Source organism: Paenibacillus polysaccharolyticus (genome assembly GCF_900102085.1).
Lineage (GTDB): Bacteria > Bacillota > Bacilli > Paenibacillales > Paenibacillaceae > Paenibacillus > Paenibacillus polysaccharolyticus.
In genome coordinates this window covers 33498-50416 of record NZ_FMVM01000030.1, presented here as the reverse complement: position 1 = coordinate 50416, position 16919 = coordinate 33498, and the positions used below count along the sequence as shown (strand labels likewise).

At 44.7% G+C, this 16919-nt stretch carries 16 protein-coding genes, 1 tRNA gene and 2 rRNA genes; 14 read left to right on the top strand and 5 right to left on the bottom strand.

Annotated elements, in window-relative coordinates; genetic code table 11:
• From BLQ13_RS27690 to BLQ13_RS27655, 8 genes are all read left to right on the top strand, one after another.
• Positions 1-189, top strand: a 23S ribosomal RNA gene (locus BLQ13_RS27690); the annotation flags it as partial.
• A gap of 149 nt (positions 190-338) precedes the next feature.
• Positions 339-455 (top strand): 5S ribosomal RNA (gene rrf / locus BLQ13_RS27685).
• Positions 456-814: 359 nt separating this feature from the next.
• The gene (gene guaB, locus BLQ13_RS27680; protein ID WP_090924897.1) at positions 815-2272 is read left to right on the top strand and encodes an IMP dehydrogenase; all 1458 of its coding nucleotides are present in this window, start codon (positions 815-817) and stop codon (positions 2270-2272) included.
• A 420-nt stretch (positions 2273-2692) separates the two neighbouring features.
• Positions 2693-4084: a D-alanyl-D-alanine carboxypeptidase family protein gene (locus BLQ13_RS27675; RefSeq protein WP_090924896.1), complete on the top strand. Its 1392-nt coding sequence runs from the start codon at positions 2693-2695 to the stop codon at positions 4082-4084.
• A gap of 180 nt (positions 4085-4264) precedes the next feature.
• A complete protein-coding gene (gene pdxS / locus BLQ13_RS27670) occupies positions 4265-5146 on the top strand; it encodes a pyridoxal 5'-phosphate synthase lyase subunit PdxS (RefSeq protein ID WP_024628815.1) in 882 nt (293 codons plus the stop codon).
• 18 nt (positions 5147-5164) lie between these two features.
• The gene (gene pdxT / locus BLQ13_RS27665; protein WP_090924895.1) at positions 5165-5755 is read left to right on the top strand and encodes a pyridoxal 5'-phosphate synthase glutaminase subunit PdxT; all 591 of its coding nucleotides are present in this window, start codon (positions 5165-5167) and stop codon (positions 5753-5755) included.
• A 278-nt stretch (positions 5756-6033) separates the two neighbouring features.
• Complete coding sequence (gene serS / locus BLQ13_RS27660) at positions 6034-7317, top strand: serine--tRNA ligase (RefSeq protein ID WP_090924894.1); 1284 nt, start codon at positions 6034-6036, stop codon at positions 7315-7317.
• A gap of 201 nt (positions 7318-7518) precedes the next feature.
• Positions 7519-7607, top strand: a tRNA-Ser gene (locus BLQ13_RS27655).
• A 193-nt stretch (positions 7608-7800) separates the two neighbouring features.
• On the opposite strand, the gene BLQ13_RS27650 is transcribed toward BLQ13_RS27655, so the two are convergent.
• Positions 7801-8148 (bottom strand): hypothetical protein, encoded by a 348-nt coding sequence (locus BLQ13_RS27650; RefSeq protein ID WP_090924893.1) that lies wholly within the window; start codon positions 8146-8148, stop codon positions 7801-7803.
• A gap of 153 nt (positions 8149-8301) precedes the next feature.
• Between BLQ13_RS27650 and BLQ13_RS27645 the strand changes: the two genes are divergently transcribed.
• From BLQ13_RS27645 to BLQ13_RS27635, 4 genes are all read left to right on the top strand, one after another.
• Positions 8302-8643: a hypothetical protein gene (locus BLQ13_RS27645; RefSeq protein ID WP_090924892.1), complete on the top strand. Its 342-nt coding sequence runs from the start codon at positions 8302-8304 to the stop codon at positions 8641-8643.
• Positions 8644-8668: 25 nt separating this feature from the next.
• Positions 8669-8845, top strand: coding sequence for a hypothetical protein (locus BLQ13_RS28630; RefSeq protein WP_167375858.1), 177 nt, complete (start codon positions 8669-8671; stop codon positions 8843-8845).
• Between the two features lie 22 nt (positions 8846-8867).
• Positions 8868-9020 (top strand): small acid-soluble spore protein P, encoded by a 153-nt coding sequence (locus BLQ13_RS27640; protein WP_090924891.1) that lies wholly within the window; start codon positions 8868-8870, stop codon positions 9018-9020.
• A 270-nt stretch (positions 9021-9290) separates the two neighbouring features.
• A complete protein-coding gene (locus BLQ13_RS27635; protein WP_090924890.1) occupies positions 9291-10385 on the top strand; it encodes a hypothetical protein in 1095 nt (364 codons plus the stop codon).
• Positions 10386-10554: 169 nt separating this feature from the next.
• On the opposite strand, the gene BLQ13_RS27630 is transcribed toward BLQ13_RS27635, so the two are convergent.
• Both BLQ13_RS27630 and tadA read right to left on the bottom strand, forming a co-directional pair.
• Positions 10555-11127: a GNAT family N-acetyltransferase gene (locus BLQ13_RS27630; protein WP_090924889.1), complete on the bottom strand. Its 573-nt coding sequence runs from the start codon at positions 11125-11127 to the stop codon at positions 10555-10557.
• Positions 11128-11176: 49 nt separating this feature from the next.
• Entirely contained in the window at positions 11177-11677 is a 501-nt protein-coding gene (tadA, locus tag BLQ13_RS27625; protein WP_090924888.1) for a tRNA adenosine(34) deaminase TadA, read from the bottom strand.
• 331 nt (positions 11678-12008) lie between these two features.
• Here tadA and BLQ13_RS27620 point away from each other — a divergent pair, with 331 nt between their 5' ends.
• Positions 12009-14348, top strand: coding sequence for a PAS domain S-box protein (locus BLQ13_RS27620; protein ID WP_090924887.1), 2340 nt, complete (start codon positions 12009-12011; stop codon positions 14346-14348).
• 18 nt (positions 14349-14366) lie between these two features.
• Positions 14367-15068 (top strand): pseudouridine synthase, encoded by a 702-nt coding sequence (locus tag BLQ13_RS27615; RefSeq protein WP_090924886.1) that lies wholly within the window; start codon positions 14367-14369, stop codon positions 15066-15068.
• Positions 15069-15269: 201 nt separating this feature from the next.
• Here the strand turns inward: BLQ13_RS27615 and motB are convergent, their stop codons facing one another.
• Positions 15270-16088 carry a flagellar motor protein MotB gene (motB, locus tag BLQ13_RS27610; protein WP_090924885.1) on the bottom strand — a complete coding sequence of 273 codons (819 nt, stop codon included), beginning with the start codon at positions 16086-16088 and terminating at the stop codon, positions 15270-15272.
• Positions 16075-16875, bottom strand: a complete 801-nt coding sequence (motA, locus tag BLQ13_RS27605; protein WP_090924884.1) for a flagellar motor stator protein MotA — start codon at positions 16873-16875, stop codon at positions 16075-16077. Before motA ends, motB begins: the two co-directional genes overlap by 14 nt.
• Positions 16876-16919 lie beyond the last annotated feature (44 nt).

The window sequence follows — 16919 nt, the reverse complement described above, 5'->3', positions numbered from 1 at the left end:
CCAGGAGCACCGCTGGGTAGCTATGTACGGACGGGATAAGCGCTGAAAGCATCTAAGCGTGAAGCCCCCCTCAAGATGAGATTTCCCAGTATGTAAGACCCCTTGAAGACGACGAGGTAGATAGGCTGGGGGTGGAAGTGCAGCAATGCATGGAGCTGACCAGTACTAATCGGTCGAGGGCTTATCCAATATGCAAGTTTTGAGTCGCGTAGGTTTCGTTTCGAATCTAGTTTTCAGAGAACAACACTCTGAATGAAGTGAAAATCGGTACATCACGGAATGTGTGTATGATTTTCAATTCTGAATGAATGGAAGAAGCTATGCTTCGACCAATCGCGTTTGGTGGCGATGGCGGAGGGGTTCCACACGTACCCATCCCGAACACGACCGTTAAGCCCTCTAGCGCCGATGGTACTTGGACCGCAGGGTCCTGGGAGAATAGGACGCCGCCAAGCAAAGAACCACTGCCGATGATGTTCGGTGGTGGTTTTTATATTTTTATCAAAATCGTGAAGAACATAAAAATCTTCAATTAAGGAATACTTAAACTACATAACAATAAAAGCAGGCGTCCGATCTGAATAAAAGGACGTCTTTTGTTATATTATCAAAGCTGTCCACCTAAGAAACACATTTGTATACAAGGGGAAGCACACCTGATTGTTCCAAGGAGTTTCCCTTGACATTCTAAATATCGCTTTGCTAAGATGGACAATAATATATTTTCAGAAAACGAATTTTCGGCATACAATACAGCCTGGAATCTTCGGGTTTTGGTCCGTAAAGCTGAGCAAACATAAGGAGGAACACTTGCGTGTGGGAAGATAAATTTGGTAAGGAAGGCTTCACCTTTGATGATGTATTGCTAGTGCCACGGAAATCCGAGACACTGCCTAAAGAAGTAGACGTATCCGTTCGTTTGAGCGATAACGTCAAATTGAACATTCCTTTGATTAGTGCAGGGATGGATACTGTTACTGAAGCAACACTGGCGATTGCCATTGCGCGTGAAGGCGGTATTGGCATTATTCATAAGAATATGTCCGTTGAACAGCAAGCTGAAGAAGTGGATCGGGTTAAACGCTCGGAGAGCGGTGTTATTACCAATCCTTTTTCACTTACAGCTGAACATTTGGTATCTGATGCTGAGGCAGTTATGGCAAAATACCGGATTTCTGGTGTGCCTATCGTTGAAGGAGATCAGAAGCTCGTAGGCATTCTGACAAACCGTGACTTGCGATTTATCCATGATTTCAACATCAAGATTAGTGAAGTCATGACGCGTGAGAATTTGGTTACAGCTCCTGTGGGTACAACACTGCAAGAGGCAGAAGGTATCTTGCAGAAGCATAAAATTGAAAAACTTCCATTGGTGGATGAGTCCAACACATTGAAGGGCCTCATCACAATTAAAGATATCGAGAAGGCCATTCAGTTCCCGCAAGCTGCCAAGGATGCTCAAGGTCGCCTTTTGGTTGGTGCGGCAATTGGTATCTCCAAAGATACTTTTGAACGTGCAGACGCTTTGGTCAAAGCGGGTGTGGATCTGATTACAGTAGATTCAGCTCATGGACATCATATTAACATTATTGAAGCGGTTCGCAAGTTACGCGAACGTTTCCCTGAGCTCACTATCATTGCGGGCAACGTTGCTACGGGTGAAGCCACACGTGATCTGATTGAAGCAGGAGCTTCGGTTGTTAAAGTAGGTATTGGACCAGGTTCTATTTGTACAACTCGTGTTATTGCAGGCATAGGTGTTCCTCAGGTTACAGCCGTATATGATTGTGCAAGCGTGGCGCGTGAATACGGCGTACCTATCATTGCTGACGGTGGTATTAAATACTCTGGTGAGATCACCAAAGCTCTTGCTGCAGGTGCTCATGCGGTAATGCTGGGAAGCCTGTTTGCAGGAACAGCAGAGAGTCCAGGAGAAACGGAAATCTTCCAAGGACGTAGTTATAAAGTATATCGTGGTATGGGTTCAATGGCTGCAATGAAACAAGGCAGTAAAGACCGTTACTTCCAGGATGATGACAAAAAACTGGTTCCTGAAGGCATTGAGGGTCGAGTAGCATACAAAGGTCCTTTGTCTGATACAATTCATCAGTTGATCGGCGGATTGCGTTCGGGTATGGGATACTGCGGAACGAGTAATCTGGATCAATTGCGTAATGACACAAGCTTTATCCGTATTACAGGCGCTGGCCTTCGTGAGAGCCACCCACATGATGTGCAGATTACGAAAGAAGCACCTAACTACTCGTTGTAATCTGAAGTGAGTTAATGATTTCCAAGGCAGGCTCGGCGATTTTCGCCGGGCTTGTCTTTTTTTGCGGATACCCCTGTGATAGAATAGAACAAGCGGTGACCGTCCTAGGATGGAACGGGGCGTTGCGGCGATTTTTTGACGTGATCCATGAATTTTTTATAAAACTCAAGGTAAGCCAGTTATGACTTATCATACTAGAAAGAATGTTTATTACGTTTTACATAAGATAAGCATTCAGCAAGATGCGAGCGAAGTGACAAATGATCTGAATATTAGAGCAACGAACTTGCTCATTTCGATACAGCGCATTCAGCAGAGAATCACATATCCATTGACACAGTGACAGGGACTATGAAAATAGCAGCTTGAGCTGCACTGAGGCATTATTCAGAAGCTTCAGACCGAAGGGAGTATTCATCATTGAAAGCCAAACACATGAATAAGAAAAAACGTCAGATTCTCAAAAAGAGCGTAGCCTCCGTTATGCTCCTTAACATGCTATGCATGTCTGCAGTGATGCCTGTTATGGCCGCTGCCAGTGACTCTGGTCAGGTTCTGACTGCGGCAGCTACAACAACGAAAACGCCAGCAAAGGCCGTTAGTATCCCTTCAGTAGACTCGCTTGGACTTGATGTAAGATCGGCAGTCCTGATGGAAGCTTCTACAGGCCAGATTTTACTGTCAGTTGATGCGGATAAAGCGATGCCGCCAGCAAGTATGACGAAGATGATGACAGAGTATATCGTTGCAGAACAGGTGAAACAAGGGAAGTTTGGTTGGGATACAGTAGTTACGGTTGGCAAGAACGCAGCTAAAAGTATCGGATCACGCATTTTCCTTGCAGAAGGAGACCAGCATACGGTAAAAGATCTGTATATCGCCATGGCTGTTGGATCGGCCAATGATGCTACCGTGGCATTGGCCGAGTATGTTGCCGGTTCGGAAGCTGAATTCGTAAAAATGATGAATGAGGAAGCGAAACGGATGGGTATGAAGGATACCCACTTCATTAACTCTACTGGTCTGGATCGTGCAGATATGCCAGCTGAATTCCGTCCAGCAGAAGACAAGGAAACGGTGATGTCCGCTTTAGACGCTGCTATTTTGTGTAGATATATCGTCAGAGATCATCCCGACTACAAAGATTTTACAACGATTCAATCCTACAAATTCCGTCCGAACGACAAAGCACCTATTATCAATTATAACTGGATGCTGGAAGCGAATAAAAATATAACCAACTTCAAAAGCTACGCTTACGAAGGTCTGGATGGTATGAAAACAGGCCATACGAGTAACGCAGGCAATAACTTTACGGGTACGGCTGAGCGTAACGGTATGCGTTTGATTAGCGTGGTGATGGGAACCGATTCTGAATCCGCACGTTTTAGAGAAACGAAAAAGGTGCTGGATTATGGTTTTGATAATTTTGAAGTAAAACAGGCTGTTGCAGGTAAAACCAAAGTTAAAGGCTGGGAAACGGTACCTCTGAAAAAAGGGAAAGAGACGACAGTTCCTGTCGTAACCGACAATGCAGTAAGTTTTGTTGTTCCTAAAGGTACTCAAGACCTGAACGTAACATTCAAAGCGAGTGTAACCGAAGCGGATAAACTGGTTGCACCAATCAAAGCAGGTACTAAGGTTGGTACGGTCACTTACACCTACAAAGCAGAGGGAATGGAACCTCAGGAAAAAACGGTAAACCTGATTACAGCCGAAGAGGCTGAGAAGGGTGGCTGGTTCCGCCTATTCTTCCGTGCGATCAAAGACTTCTTCGTTGATCTGTTCGATGGAATCAAAAACTTGTTTTAACCGAAAAATACAAACTAATACTGAATGAGTGGATTGTATATTTACGCTTTTTCCGGTAAAATATCAAGTTAGAATTCTACGTATTACAGTATAAAAGTCTAAGGTTCTTTCATTTGCTCAAAAGTATCATATGCTTTTTGAAAATGAGAGACAACACATACACTACGGGGGGCTTGGAATATGGAAACGGGAACATCACGCGTTAAAAGAGGTATGGCTGAAATGCAAAAAGGCGGCGTAATCATGGACGTCATGAACGCTGAGCAAGCTAAAATTGCGGAAGCAGCAGGTGCAACAGCAGTAATGGCACTTGAGCGTGTTCCTTCTGATATTCGCGCAGCAGGCGGAGTGGCTCGTATGGCCGATCCAACGATTGTGGAAGAAGTAATGAAAGTTGTTACGATCCCTGTTATGGCCAAAGCACGTATTGGTCACTACGTAGAAGCTAAAGTACTTGAGTCACTGGGTGTGGATTACCTGGATGAGAGTGAAGTACTGACTCCTGCGGATGAAGTATTCCATATTGATAAACATGAGTTTACTGTACCGTTTGTATGTGGAGCGAAAGACCTGGGTGAGGCACTTCGCCGGATCGGTGAAGGAGCATCTATGATTCGTACAAAAGGTGAGCCGGGAACAGGCAACATTGTTGAGGCGGTTCGTCATATGCGTTTCATTAACGGCCAAATTCGTAAAGTAACCAATATGTCAAAAGACGAGCTGTATGCTGAAGCGAAGAATCTGGGCGTTGCCTATGAGCTTCTGCTGGATGTGCATGAGAACGGAAAATTGCCAGTGGTTAACTTTGCAGCGGGCGGCGTAGCCACTCCAGCAGATGCTGCACTTATGATGCACCTTGGAGCAGACGGTGTATTTGTAGGTTCTGGTATTTTCAAATCGGACAGCCCGGAGAAGTTCGCACGTGCGATCGTTGAAGCAACAACACATTATACCGATTATAAATTGATTGCCGAGGTTTCTAAAAACCTGGGAGCACCAATGAAAGGCATCGAAATTTCCAAACTCGCACCTTCCGAGCGTATGCAGGATCGCGGCTGGTAAGAGAAGGGGAATTCAGACATGAAGATCGGCGTTTTGGCGCTTCAGGGTGCTGTTACAGAACATATACGCAGTATTGAACGTGCTGGAGCTGAGGGTGTAGCCATTAAGCAGGTTCAGCAGTTAGACGAGCTGGATGGCTTGATTTTACCGGGTGGAGAGAGCACAACCATCGGAAAGCTTATGCGCAAGTATGGGTTCATGGAAGCCATTCGTGCCTTCGCCGCAGCTGGAAAGCCGGTATTCGGTACCTGTGCGGGTCTGATCGTTATGGCCAAGCGTATTCAAGGTCAGGAAGAGGCTCATCTGGAGCTTATGGATATGACCGTTTCTCGTAATGCTTTTGGGAGACAGAGAGAGAGCTTTGAGACAGACCTGCCTGTAAAAGGTATCGATGAGACGGTACGGGCTGTATTTATACGCGCTCCGTTAATTGAGAGTGTTGGCGAACAGGTCGAGGTTCTTTCCACTTATAACGATGAGATTGTGACAGCACGCCAGGGACATTTGCTGGCTTGCTCCTACCATCCAGAGTTGACGGATGACTACCGTCTACATGCTTACTTTGTAGACATGGCAAGGGCATATAAACAATCGGTAGAAGCAAAATAAAGTATGATGTACAACCTATGATCTCCCGGTCATCGGAGCACTCCTCAGTTGTCTGTTCTAGGCTACTGAGGCAGCTGCATCTGGACGGATGCCTCATGTTGCTTGTAACTGCTGCATAGCGGAATCGCAGCGGAGGTGGCAACCGGGGACATAGGTTGTTTTTTCGGTTATTAGCACATTGTAGGTTATAATAGATATTATTGTGTTTTTAAATGAATGTATTGAGAACGGGCCTGACATGAGGCTCTATAATGTAGGTTTATTAGGAGGGGTACGCAGTGCTTGATGTGAAAATATTGCGGAATGAATATGCACGTGTAGAAGAAGCATTAAATAATCGTGGCAAATCGCTCGACCTGATTGCTGGGTTTACGGAGCTCGATGCAAAGCGACGGGAATTGCTTCAGGAGAGTGAGAATCTGAAGAGTCGCCGTAACACAGTGTCCGCAGAAGTAGCCAGACTGAAGAAAAATCGTGAGAACGCCGATGATTTGATTGTCGAGATGCGCGAGGTCTCCGATCGAATTAAAGCAATGGATGAGGAAGTACGCGAGCTTGAGGTTAAAATTAATGACCTCACGATGGCAATTCCTAACATTCCAAATGAAAGTGTGCCTGTAGGTACATCCGAAGAGGATAATGTTGAAATTCGTCGTTGGGAGGAGCCGAAGTCATTCTCTTTCACGCCAAAAGCCCACTGGGAGATTGCACAGGAGCTGGACATCCTTGATTTTGAAGCAGCAGCCAAAGTGACAGGTTCACGTTTTACCTTCTATAAAGGACTTGGAGCGCGTCTGGAGCGTGCACTGATTAACTTTATGATGGATTTGCACAGTGATCAGCACGGATACGAAGAAATTTTGCCTCCATATATCGTGAACCGGGACAGCTTGTTTGGAACAGGCCAGTTGCCGAAGTTCGAGGAAGATCTGTTCAAGCTTAGAGATACCGAGTATTATCTGATCCCAACAGCAGAAGTACCCGTAACGAACTACCACCGTGAAGAAATTTTGAATGCCGATGATCTGCCGAAGCATTTTGTCGCATATAGTTCCTGTTTCCGCTCAGAGGCTGGTTCGGCTGGACGGGATACTCGTGGCTTGATTCGTCAGCATCAGTTCAATAAGGTGGAGTTGCTCAAGTTATCTTCACCAGAGACATCGTATGATGAGCTGGAGAAAATGACACAAAACGCAGAGCGTGTGCTACAACTTCTGGGCTTGCCTTACCGTGTGTTGACGCTCTGTACGGCAGATATGGGTTTCACTTCGGCTAAAACATATGATATTGAAGTGTGGCTGCCTGAGAGCAATACCTACCGTGAGATTTCATCATGCTCTAACTGCGAAGACTTCCAGGCACGTCGTGCCAATATCCGTTTCCGCAGAGAGCCTAAGGCGAAACCTGAATTTGTACACACACTGAACGGTTCAGGACTGGCAGTGGGACGTACAGTAGCAGCCATTCTGGAGAACTATCAGCAAGAAGACGGAACGGTGATTATTCCAGAAGCATTGCGTCCATATATGGGTGGGATTGAAGTCATTGCTCGTCGTAAATAGTACGAAGTTTGAGATAGCATAATTAACGAATCATCTTATTCCACTCGTCATTTGAGGATGGCGGGTGGGTTGGATGATGTGTTACAGTGCTGGTGGCCTGTTAAAATCCGGTTTTAGCATAAATTTTAAATAAAAATACTTGCATTCCATCATTAATCTATGGTATGATACTTTTCGTGGCAAGTTTATAAAATATTTTTTGGAGAGGTACCGAAGCGGTCATAACGGGGCGGTCTTGAAAACCGTTAGGGTGCAAGCCCACGTGGGTTCGAATCCCACCCTCTCCGCCATAACTTTTAAATGACACGCCGCATATGGATTTGCGGTGATTATGTTTGAAACGCACTAGACTGTTGAATAGCGGTCTGGTGCGTTTTTTGTGTTTGTGACCTTTAGAGATAAATCTAACGGGAGTTACTCGTAGGGGTGTTTTTATGAAGAAAATTAAAAGCATACCTAAAACGGTATGCCTTTAAACGAAACCTATGTAGTTTTGGCTTGCTTTTTAGATACTGCTATTTTCTTCTGCAATTCTTTATGTGCAGCAAAACTCATAATAAGGAAGATTAGGTTAACGACCGCAAAGACCGAATAGCCTGGTTGATACGTTATTGCTAATAACAAAGCTATCACTTCTGCTACGACTAGAATTGAAAAGGTTGTAAATGGTAATGTGAAAATAAAAGCCCATGCAATGAATTGAACGAAGATTAGTCCTCCGCTTAATATGCGTGTAGTCTCTCCATCATAACCTACAGGTTGTGTTGTCAGAAACTTAAAGAACATGAATACAAGCCAAAACGCGAAGATGATGCCTGTGGCAACTCTCAATAGATGATTCCCTCCTAACTCTATATAATGAAATGATTGTATCATGCACAATTGAATTTGTAATCATTTTAATGAAGTTTATGGTATGGCCAGATTCATTCATGCATAAAAACAACGTCTTCTCCGCACGTTATAGAAGTGGAGGTGGTAAAGATGAACCGCGAACTAAACATTGATCAGAACGAACTTGTAGGTGCTTGGCAGGAGCGTTTGCCTGAGGTCTTGAATGTGGGTGATCAGGCACAGGTTATGGCAGACGAAGCAAATCATCAGGCGATTCGGATACACATTGCAACAGCAGGTCACGAAATGTACTCTTTTGATTTTAAATGCCAATATGTTGATTCCCGTGAGGTCAGTGTAGAGCTAGTTGACGTGGAACGGGATGGGCGAACAACGGATGAGCGCACAGAGCCGATTCAGGAACTGGCGCATGATTACACTCGGCATATTCACGAGTGTGCTCAGTCACTGCAATCGATAACGAAATCATAACACGAACCAAAAGGGGTCGAATGGAATGACTAAAGCCAAATCGGGCGTGGATAAAAACCTGCAAAATGTTGTTGGAGATCTCGAACAAACTGGTGTTAACAGCCATCATGCGCAGCAAATACAGCAAGATTCCAATGATCGCCGCCATCAGGATGCATTAAATCATGATAAAACGGAAGATAGAGACCCATCTCATTCCTAACCTATGATGAGGAGGCACTTATATGAGTAAACCAAAAGCAATTCCTGTACCCGAAGCTCGGGATAACCATCAGCAACGTCATTCATCCAAGCGCTCTTCCATGCAGGAACCATTGTCTGGCTCTAAAAAAGTGAAGAATCAGAACCATGTGGATCATCTAAATCCGGAGGGGTAACCCTATAATGTTCTCGTGCAAAAGATAAGTACCAAACATAAAAAATCACTTCATTTCGAAAGTCCCTTGTTACCTAACAGGGGGCTTTTGCGTATTCATACATATGGAAAGACTAGCAGTCAGATCATCCCGTACCTTACATAGGTCTTTCTAGCCATTTTCAAGAGGAAAAATCACAATTTTCCCAAATTAGGTTTCAGTATCGGCCGAGATGGTATATCATTGGTATTGAATTATTTTTTTGGGGTTATCACGAGAGGAGAGAAACAAATGACTAAACGCATGGGGGCGCTTCTTCTTACGTTGTTGTTAACCGTATCTTTGGCTTTAACAGCATGTAGTAGCAAGCAAGAACCAAAAGAGGCATTGAAGACGGCTGCAGCGAATGCTTCTAAATTAACTTCGTACGAAATGAGTTCCAACTTTACAATTAATGAGTTGAGCTATAAACCTGGTGATGCATCTCAGACCGATCAAAGCATGACCCAGTTTATGAGCATGCTGAAGGACGCACAACTGAATGTCACAGGTGTATACCAAAGCGAGCCAATGCAGACAGAGATGACCGTTGGCATCGAGCTTAAAGGCGATATGGGGATGACTTTTAACATTCCTATGGTAATGACCAAAGAGAAATTGTATATAAAAGTGCCAAACATCCCATTCTTCCCGATTCCGGAAAATATGGTGGGCAAATTTATTGAATTCGACTTGAAAAAGCTGGCGGAGCAAGAGGGTACAGAATTTAACCCCGATGCACTGGACGCAGCCAAAACACAAAAGCTGAGCAACGAAATCATGGATGCGGTACTGGGTGAGTATGATGAAGCTAAGTTCTTCAAAAACCTCGACACCAAAGATGCAAAGTTGCCTGAAGGTGTAGACGCGAAGCAGGTTGTACAATTCTCTGTAAACAATGACAATGTGAAAGAAGCAGTTACTGTACTGGTAACCAAAGCACTTCCTAAAGTGATGGATATTGTCTCTAAAGAAGAGTACAGAGATATGTTGCAACTGAGCCAAGCAGATATTGACAAAGCCAAAGAAGATTTGAAAATCTCTGAAGCAGATCAAGCTGAAATGACTAAAGATCTGGATAAATTGAAAAACGTTCTGACAATCAACACATTCAACATTGATTTTGCGTTGGATAAAAACGACTTCCCAGTTTATCAAAAAATGGTCGCTGACATGCTGATCAAACCGGAAGATACCAAAGACGAAATGAAATTGGCCTTCACTGGTTCGAACACATACACTAAAATTAACGAAAAGCCTGAATTCAAAATCAACATCCCAACGGGTGACGATGTAATTACGATGGAAGAGTTCGAGCAATTGATGAACTCCTCTTACGGATATTAAGATCTAAACCTGATCTACAAATAAAACCCGCCTGATACTCAAGCAGAGAACGCTCTTTTCCTGCTAGTATCTAGGCGGGTTTTATTTGTATAAATACCGCTCGCTCCTGTACACAAGGAATGATGTGGTGTTTATTATGTAGACAATCACTGAGGGCGCGGCAATGGGCTTAGCGCTGTAATTCATCTCCCAAATCTTCGGCAAGCACGGCGTAGATTTGATGATCCTGATAGACCCCGTTAATTTTCAAATATTTACGAGCGATCCCCTCAGGCTGGAATCCGTTCTTCTCCAGTACCCGCTTAGAACCCTGGTTTGATGGCAATACAGCGGCCTGCACCCGGTTTAACTTCAGAGCACGAAACCCATAGGCCACAGCCAGCTTTACCGCAGCAGTCATTCGTCCACCGCCTTGATAGTCCGGATGGATGAAGTAACCCATATCTGCATAATTAGCAACGCCGAGCACAACATTGTTCAGACTGACTTGCCCGATGAGGAGGTCATCCTTAATCGTGAAGATACCGAACTGATAACCGGTACCCTCGTCAGCAGCTCGCACGCGATCCTCAATGCGCCGGGTCTGAGCTTCAAGCGTGTAAAAATCATTTTCGCGAATTGGTTCAACTGCTTGATAAGGGATGCGGGTAAGCTCAATCAGTTCAAGATAGGCTTGTGCATCTTTGATGTCGAGTAAACGAAGACTTATGCCATGAGCAGTGTCGTATAGTGTTAGTGCCATTGCAACAGACATCCTTTCTTATACATTTTTTTTCAATGAAGTTAGTATATTATTTTTTACGTAAACGTCTAAAAAATTGCGTCAGCATGGAAGAACACTCCGGTTGCAGAACATCAGGGATAACCTCGGTTCTATGGTTGAAGCGCGGTTCTTGAAGTAAATTCATTAATGTCCCTGCACATCCTGCTTTGGGATCCGCAGTACCGAAGATTACGCGCGGAACCCTGGATTGCACAATCGCACCGGCGCACATTGGACAAGGTTCGAGAGTAACGTACAGTGAACAGTCTAGCAAGCGCCAAGCTCCAATGGCTTCGCTTGCCTCTCGAATGGCCACCATCTCCGCATGGGCAGTAGAATCGAGCGTGGTTTCCCGCAGATTATATCCGCGGCCGATAATCTCGTTGTTACGCACAATAATGGCTCCGATAGGTACCTCACCAAGCGCCTCTGCTTTCTGGGCTTCTGCAATAGCCTGCCTCATCCAATATTCATGCAGCTCTTCCTCGGGCAGCACTGTGAGATCAGGCTGGGGAAAATCATCCTTCATAGGCGTAAAACTCCCTTCTTTAACAGTTATTCAGCGAACAAACATTCGGTTTGTTAACATGCTGTGCACAGATTTGTGGATAACTATTAGTTAATCACATAGTTATAAACATACTATCCACAACCCTGTGGATTTGTGAACAAATCCAGTGATACATCTCATTGCATTTCATGAAAAGTGAACAAACAACAATATTCGATCTATTCAGCCAGAGTGGTAACTTTCGGGCAAAGGGCGATTATCCTTTTCAAATAGTCATACAAGCGTTATGATGGGTATAGGTTTTGCCATATATCGCCAGAGGGCATAAGCCGAGAGGTGAAGAACGAATTTGTCTATTAAAACGAAATTATCCATGATTATGTCGTGCTCGGTGCTCGTTATTTTGGTATTAAATATCGCACTGAGTTATTATACTACAGAAGAGAATTTGAGGCAGGATAGTGAGAACAAGATGGTACTCACAGCGAAACAGATCGCAATTTCTGTCGAACAAAATCAGTACAGTGCAGATTATGTAAAAAGACAGATTGGAAACAATCTGTGGCTTGCTTCTATTATGGCAGCAGAGGAATTAGATCCAGACATCAAGAACATTACCAATGAAGATCTGGTTCGTTTGAGTAAAAAAGTAGGTGTATCCCATATCTCACTCCTGGAACAGACGGATGATGACATTGTGGTTAACAGGTCCTCTGATCCAAGGGAGATAGGGCTCTCCACGAAATCAATGACGTACTGGTATCAGGCGTTTAAGCAGTTATTTGAGAAGCATCAGGTAACGATTCCCGAGGGGCAGAAGCTTGATCATTTCTGGTCAGATGGTTTCGAGTATTCGACGTCCAGTCCTACAGATATTGATATCTGGGGTTATTACCATGATGGAAAGAGAAATTACATAATCAACCCCTTCTATAATAATACTGAAGTAGATGACTATGTGAAGATCTCTAGCCCGGATGAAATCTTAAATAAAATCCGTGAAGTCAATCCCTCCATTTTGGAGATTACAGGCATTAATCCGTTGACGTTTGCGAGCCCGGATATGAGCGATGATGGAAGAGATACGAACTTCAGCAAACTGAATAACAGACCGATCCGTTTTGGTACATATCAGTATGGCTCGGTAGATGAAGACCATCGTGCTGTGGTGCGAGCTGTTCGCACAGGGCAGAATGTGTCTTTCGTGAGTGAAACACATGATCAGAAGGTTTTGAAGAGTTTTATTCCGATTTTCACACCGAATGAGTCTTCATATGTGATCAGTATTGTCATGGATTACAAACAAATATCCTCGATGGTATCTGAACAGCTGGTCAGCCATGCTTCGATATCTCTGGTCTTGCTGGAGATTGTGATCTTTGGCAGTTACTTGCTTGCTGGTTACATTACACGTCCCATCCAATCGATCTTGGGAAAGGTGAATGATGTGGCGGATGGGCATTTTGATTTCCGTCTGAAGATTAAACGCAAGGATGAGCTGGGACAGCTCGCCAACCGGATTAATGCGATGATTCGAAATCTGGGTCACTATACAAGTCGTCTAAAGCAGATGTATGAAGAGAACCGGGCAGTGAAGGAGCATCTGGAGTCTATCATTAATCAGACAGCTGATGCAATTCATATAACAGACCTTGAAGGAAAAGTGCTACGGGTTAACCGTGCATTTGAACAATTATATGGTTTTCGTAGCCGTGAGGTGGAAGGACGTTCGCTCAAGATTATTCCTCCTGAAGCGGAAGAAGAAATGAAGCAGCAGCATGCACAGCTTATTGAAGGCATGTCGATTACGTCTAATGAAACGATTTGGATGAAAAAAGACGGAACCCGGGTTGAAGTCAGTGTAAGTACGGCGCCTGTACGCGACGAGGCTGGTGAGATTACAGCTCTCATCAGTGTCTCAAGGGATATTACAAGCCGTAATCGGATGGAAGAGCTGCTTAGACGGTCGGAGAAGCTAACGACTGTTGGACAGCTAGCCGCCGGAGTAGCCCATGAGATTCGAAATCCACTTACAACGTTGCGCGGTTTCCTACAGCTTCAACAGGAGAGCAACAAGCTAAATCATCGCCATCTGGATCTGATGTTATCTGAGCTTGACCGAATCAACCTGATCGTAGGCGAGTTTTTGATTCTGGCGAAGCCGCAAGCAGTTCATTTTCAAGAGCGGGATATTCGTTTCATTCTTGGGGATGTTATCTCATTGCTGGATAGTCAGGCACATCTGCACGGGGTTGAGTTTGTGTTGCATGCATCATCGGATTCAGCTATGGTACACTGTGAAGAGAATCAGTTAAAGCAAGTATTCATCAATGTCCTCAAAAACGGTATGGAAGCTATGCCGAATGGAGGAAGCATCCATATCAAGCTGAAGGTTAACGAGCAGGCCAACCGAGTTAGGATTGAAATTAAGGATGAAGGTATTGGCATCCCGGAAGAAATGATGGCAAAGCTTGGTGAGCCGTTCTTCACGAACAAAGAATCCGGCACAGGACTCGGCCTCATGGTAAGTCAGCGAATTATTCAATCCCATAAGGGCATGATGGATATTAAGAGTGCTATGAATAGGGGAACCACTGTCATTATTGAACTGCCGGCTTCTGAAGTGCAGACACAGTTACAGGAGGCAGATCCATCAGCGGAAGAACAACAACCAGATGAAGAGAACTAGATGAGGTGAGATGACCTTTTGCGTATTAATAAATTTATTAGTGAGACAGGTTACTGCTCCCGCCGAGCAGCCGACAAATTAATTGAAAGTGGTCAGGTGACCATTAATGGCATTAAGGCGGAGCTCGGCAGTCAAGCAGAAGAAGGCGACGATGTTCGAATCAACGGGAAGCCGATTAGTGAGAAGAAAAAGCATGTGTACATTGCGTTGAACAAACCCGTGGGAATCACAAGTACAACTGAACAGCATATTCAGGGGAATATCGTTGATTTTGTTGGGCATCATGAACGGATCTTCCCGATCGGACGTCTAGACAAGGATTCGGAAGGTTTAATTCTGATGACGAATGATGGGGACATCGTGAATCGGATTTTGAGATCCGAAGGTCGTCATGAAAAGGAATATATTGTAACGGTTGATCGGACAATCACACCAAGCTTCCTCAGGGGAATGAGCACCGGTGTTAAAATCCTAGGTGAAATGACGCTGCCTTGCACCGTAACTAGAATGACAGACCGTGTGTTCCGTATTATTTTGACGGAAGGCAAGAACCGTCAAATCCGGCGGATGTGCAGTGCATTCGGATATGAGGTTCGCAAGCTGAAGCGGATTCGTATCATGAACATTCATCTTGGAGAGCAGGCAACAGGAACATGGCGGGAGCTTACATCTGCTGAAAAAGCAGAACTGGGCAGCTTACTGGACTATTCACTAGAATAAGGATTACTGAATATGAAACGGGTGAAGGCCGCCTTAATATTAGCACGAATGAAAAAGCATTGTTTCCTTTAAGAGGAGACAATGCTTTTTAGTTTAAATACAGAAGGACACCCATATACTCGACGCCTCAAAAAAGAGGAAAACCGCTCTCCATCAGTTTCAAGGAGAACGGTCTTAAACTCATTCCGTGCTGAAGGACTGCTAATTGCCGCCATTCACGGATTTTACATTCGCATTGTTACTTTGATACTTCCGGATAATGGACACTTCTACACGCCGATTCTGTGCTCTTCCGATATTTGTATCGTTGCTGGCGATTGGATGATACTCCCCGTATCCACTAGGTGTGAACTTGGAAGGATCAAGCTGCGGATTCAGCAACAGAATTTTCAGAAAGTTCAGAGCACGATCTGCACTCAAATCCCAGTTATCCTTATATTGGTTATTGGAAATGGGAATATTATCGGTATGGCCGGATACGACAACTTCATACTCAGGGAACTCTTGCAGCATGCTAGAGATCGCCTTGGCCAGTGAACGTGATTCAGGCTTCACATCTGCTCGCCCAGAGGAGAACAACGCTTTATCACTGATGGTGATCTTAAGTTCAGACTGGTTGAGTTTGGTATTCAGTTGGTCTGATAGTCCATTCTGAGAAATATACTTGTCGAGTCGCTTCTTGAGTTTTTCCAGATCTTCCTGTTCTTTTTGGGCCATCTGGGCATCCGTAATCTGCGCAGGAGTTTTCTTTGTGATTACCTCCGGTACTTCCTTGTTTTTGCCTAGGTCTGTACTGGAGTCCGTTGGATTCATTGACGTGTGATCCAGAACGCCGGAACCTCCGTTGAGCGCGCTACTTAGTGCTGAGGCCATTTGCTCGAATTTGGCAGCATCCAGTGAACTCATGGAGAACAGGGTGATGAACAAGGCGAGCAACAAGGTCATTAAGTCGGAATAGGGAAGCAGCCAACTTTCATCAATATGCTCCTCATGCGGTTCGTGTTTTTTACCCTTTTTCACCTGATGATCCCTCCTTCTCTTCCAGTTGTTTACGTTCGGAAGGTGTCAGGAATACGGATAACTTTTGGTTGATGGCAATAGTAGATACGCCAGATTGAATAGACAAGAGTCCTTCAACCATCATCAACTTGATTTCCATCTCTTTCTTGGACATCCGCTTCAGCTTGTTGGACATCGGGTGCCATAACACGTAACCACTGAAGATACCCAGAAGGGTTGCGATAAATGCCGCTGCAATCGCATGAGAGAGCTTCTCCATGTCACTGAGGTCAGCGAGTGCCGCAATCAGGCCTACGACGGCCCCTAGAACCCCGAGGGTTGGTGCATACATCCCCGCTTGAGCGAAGATCAGTGCGCCCCCGCGATGTCGTTCTTCGGTCGCATGAATATCTTCCATCAGTACATCACTGACGAATTCCTGGTCGTTACCGTCAATAATCATCCGCATACCGCTGCGAAGGAACTGATCATCAATCTCTTCTACTTTTGATTCCAGAGCGAGCAAACCTTCACGACGGGTAGTGGAAGCCCAGTCCATAAATGTGCCAATTAGAGAAACGCGGTCAATCAGTTCTTGCTTCTTGAAAAGGATACCGAATAACTTCGGGATCTTCTTAACTTCAGACATAGGAAACGCCATAAAGATGGTTCCTGCCGTACCAACGAAGATAATAACGTATGCTGCCGGGTTATTAACGAGGTTGATCAGCGGAGCACCCTTCAAAAACATACCGAGTACAAGGGAGACTAACCCCAAAACTAGTCCGATAATCGTTGAAATTTCCATCATACACCTCATCCATGAGATAAAATTGAATCCTTTCAGGCGGC

Bases quoted from the DNA above. Each gene is read 5' to 3' on its own strand.
- pdxS (WP_024628815.1), top strand. From the start codon at position 4,265: ATGGAAACGGGAACATCACGCGTTAAAAGAGGTATGGCTGAAATGCAA.
- pdxT (WP_090924895.1), top strand. From the start codon at position 5,165: ATGAAGATCGGCGTTTTGGCGCTTCAGGGTGCTGTTACAGAACATATA.
- BLQ13_RS27645 (WP_090924892.1), top strand. From the start codon at position 8,302: ATGAACCGCGAACTAAACATTGATCAGAACGAACTTGTAGGTGCTTGG.
- BLQ13_RS28630 (WP_167375858.1), top strand. From the start codon at position 8,669: ATGACTAAAGCCAAATCGGGCGTGGATAAAAACCTGCAAAATGTTGTT.
- BLQ13_RS27640 (WP_090924891.1), top strand. From the start codon at position 8,868: ATGAGTAAACCAAAAGCAATTCCTGTACCCGAAGCTCGGGATAACCAT.
- BLQ13_RS27635 (WP_090924890.1), top strand. From the start codon at position 9,291: ATGACTAAACGCATGGGGGCGCTTCTTCTTACGTTGTTGTTAACCGTA.
- BLQ13_RS27630 (WP_090924889.1), bottom strand. From the start codon at position 11,127: ATGGCACTAACACTATACGACACTGCTCATGGCATAAGTCTTCGTTTA.
- tadA (WP_090924888.1), bottom strand. From the start codon at position 11,677: ATGAAGGATGATTTTCCCCAGCCTGATCTCACAGTGCTGCCCGAGGAA.
- motA (WP_090924884.1), bottom strand. From the start codon at position 16,875: ATGGAAATTTCAACGATTATCGGACTAGTTTTGGGGTTAGTCTCCCTT.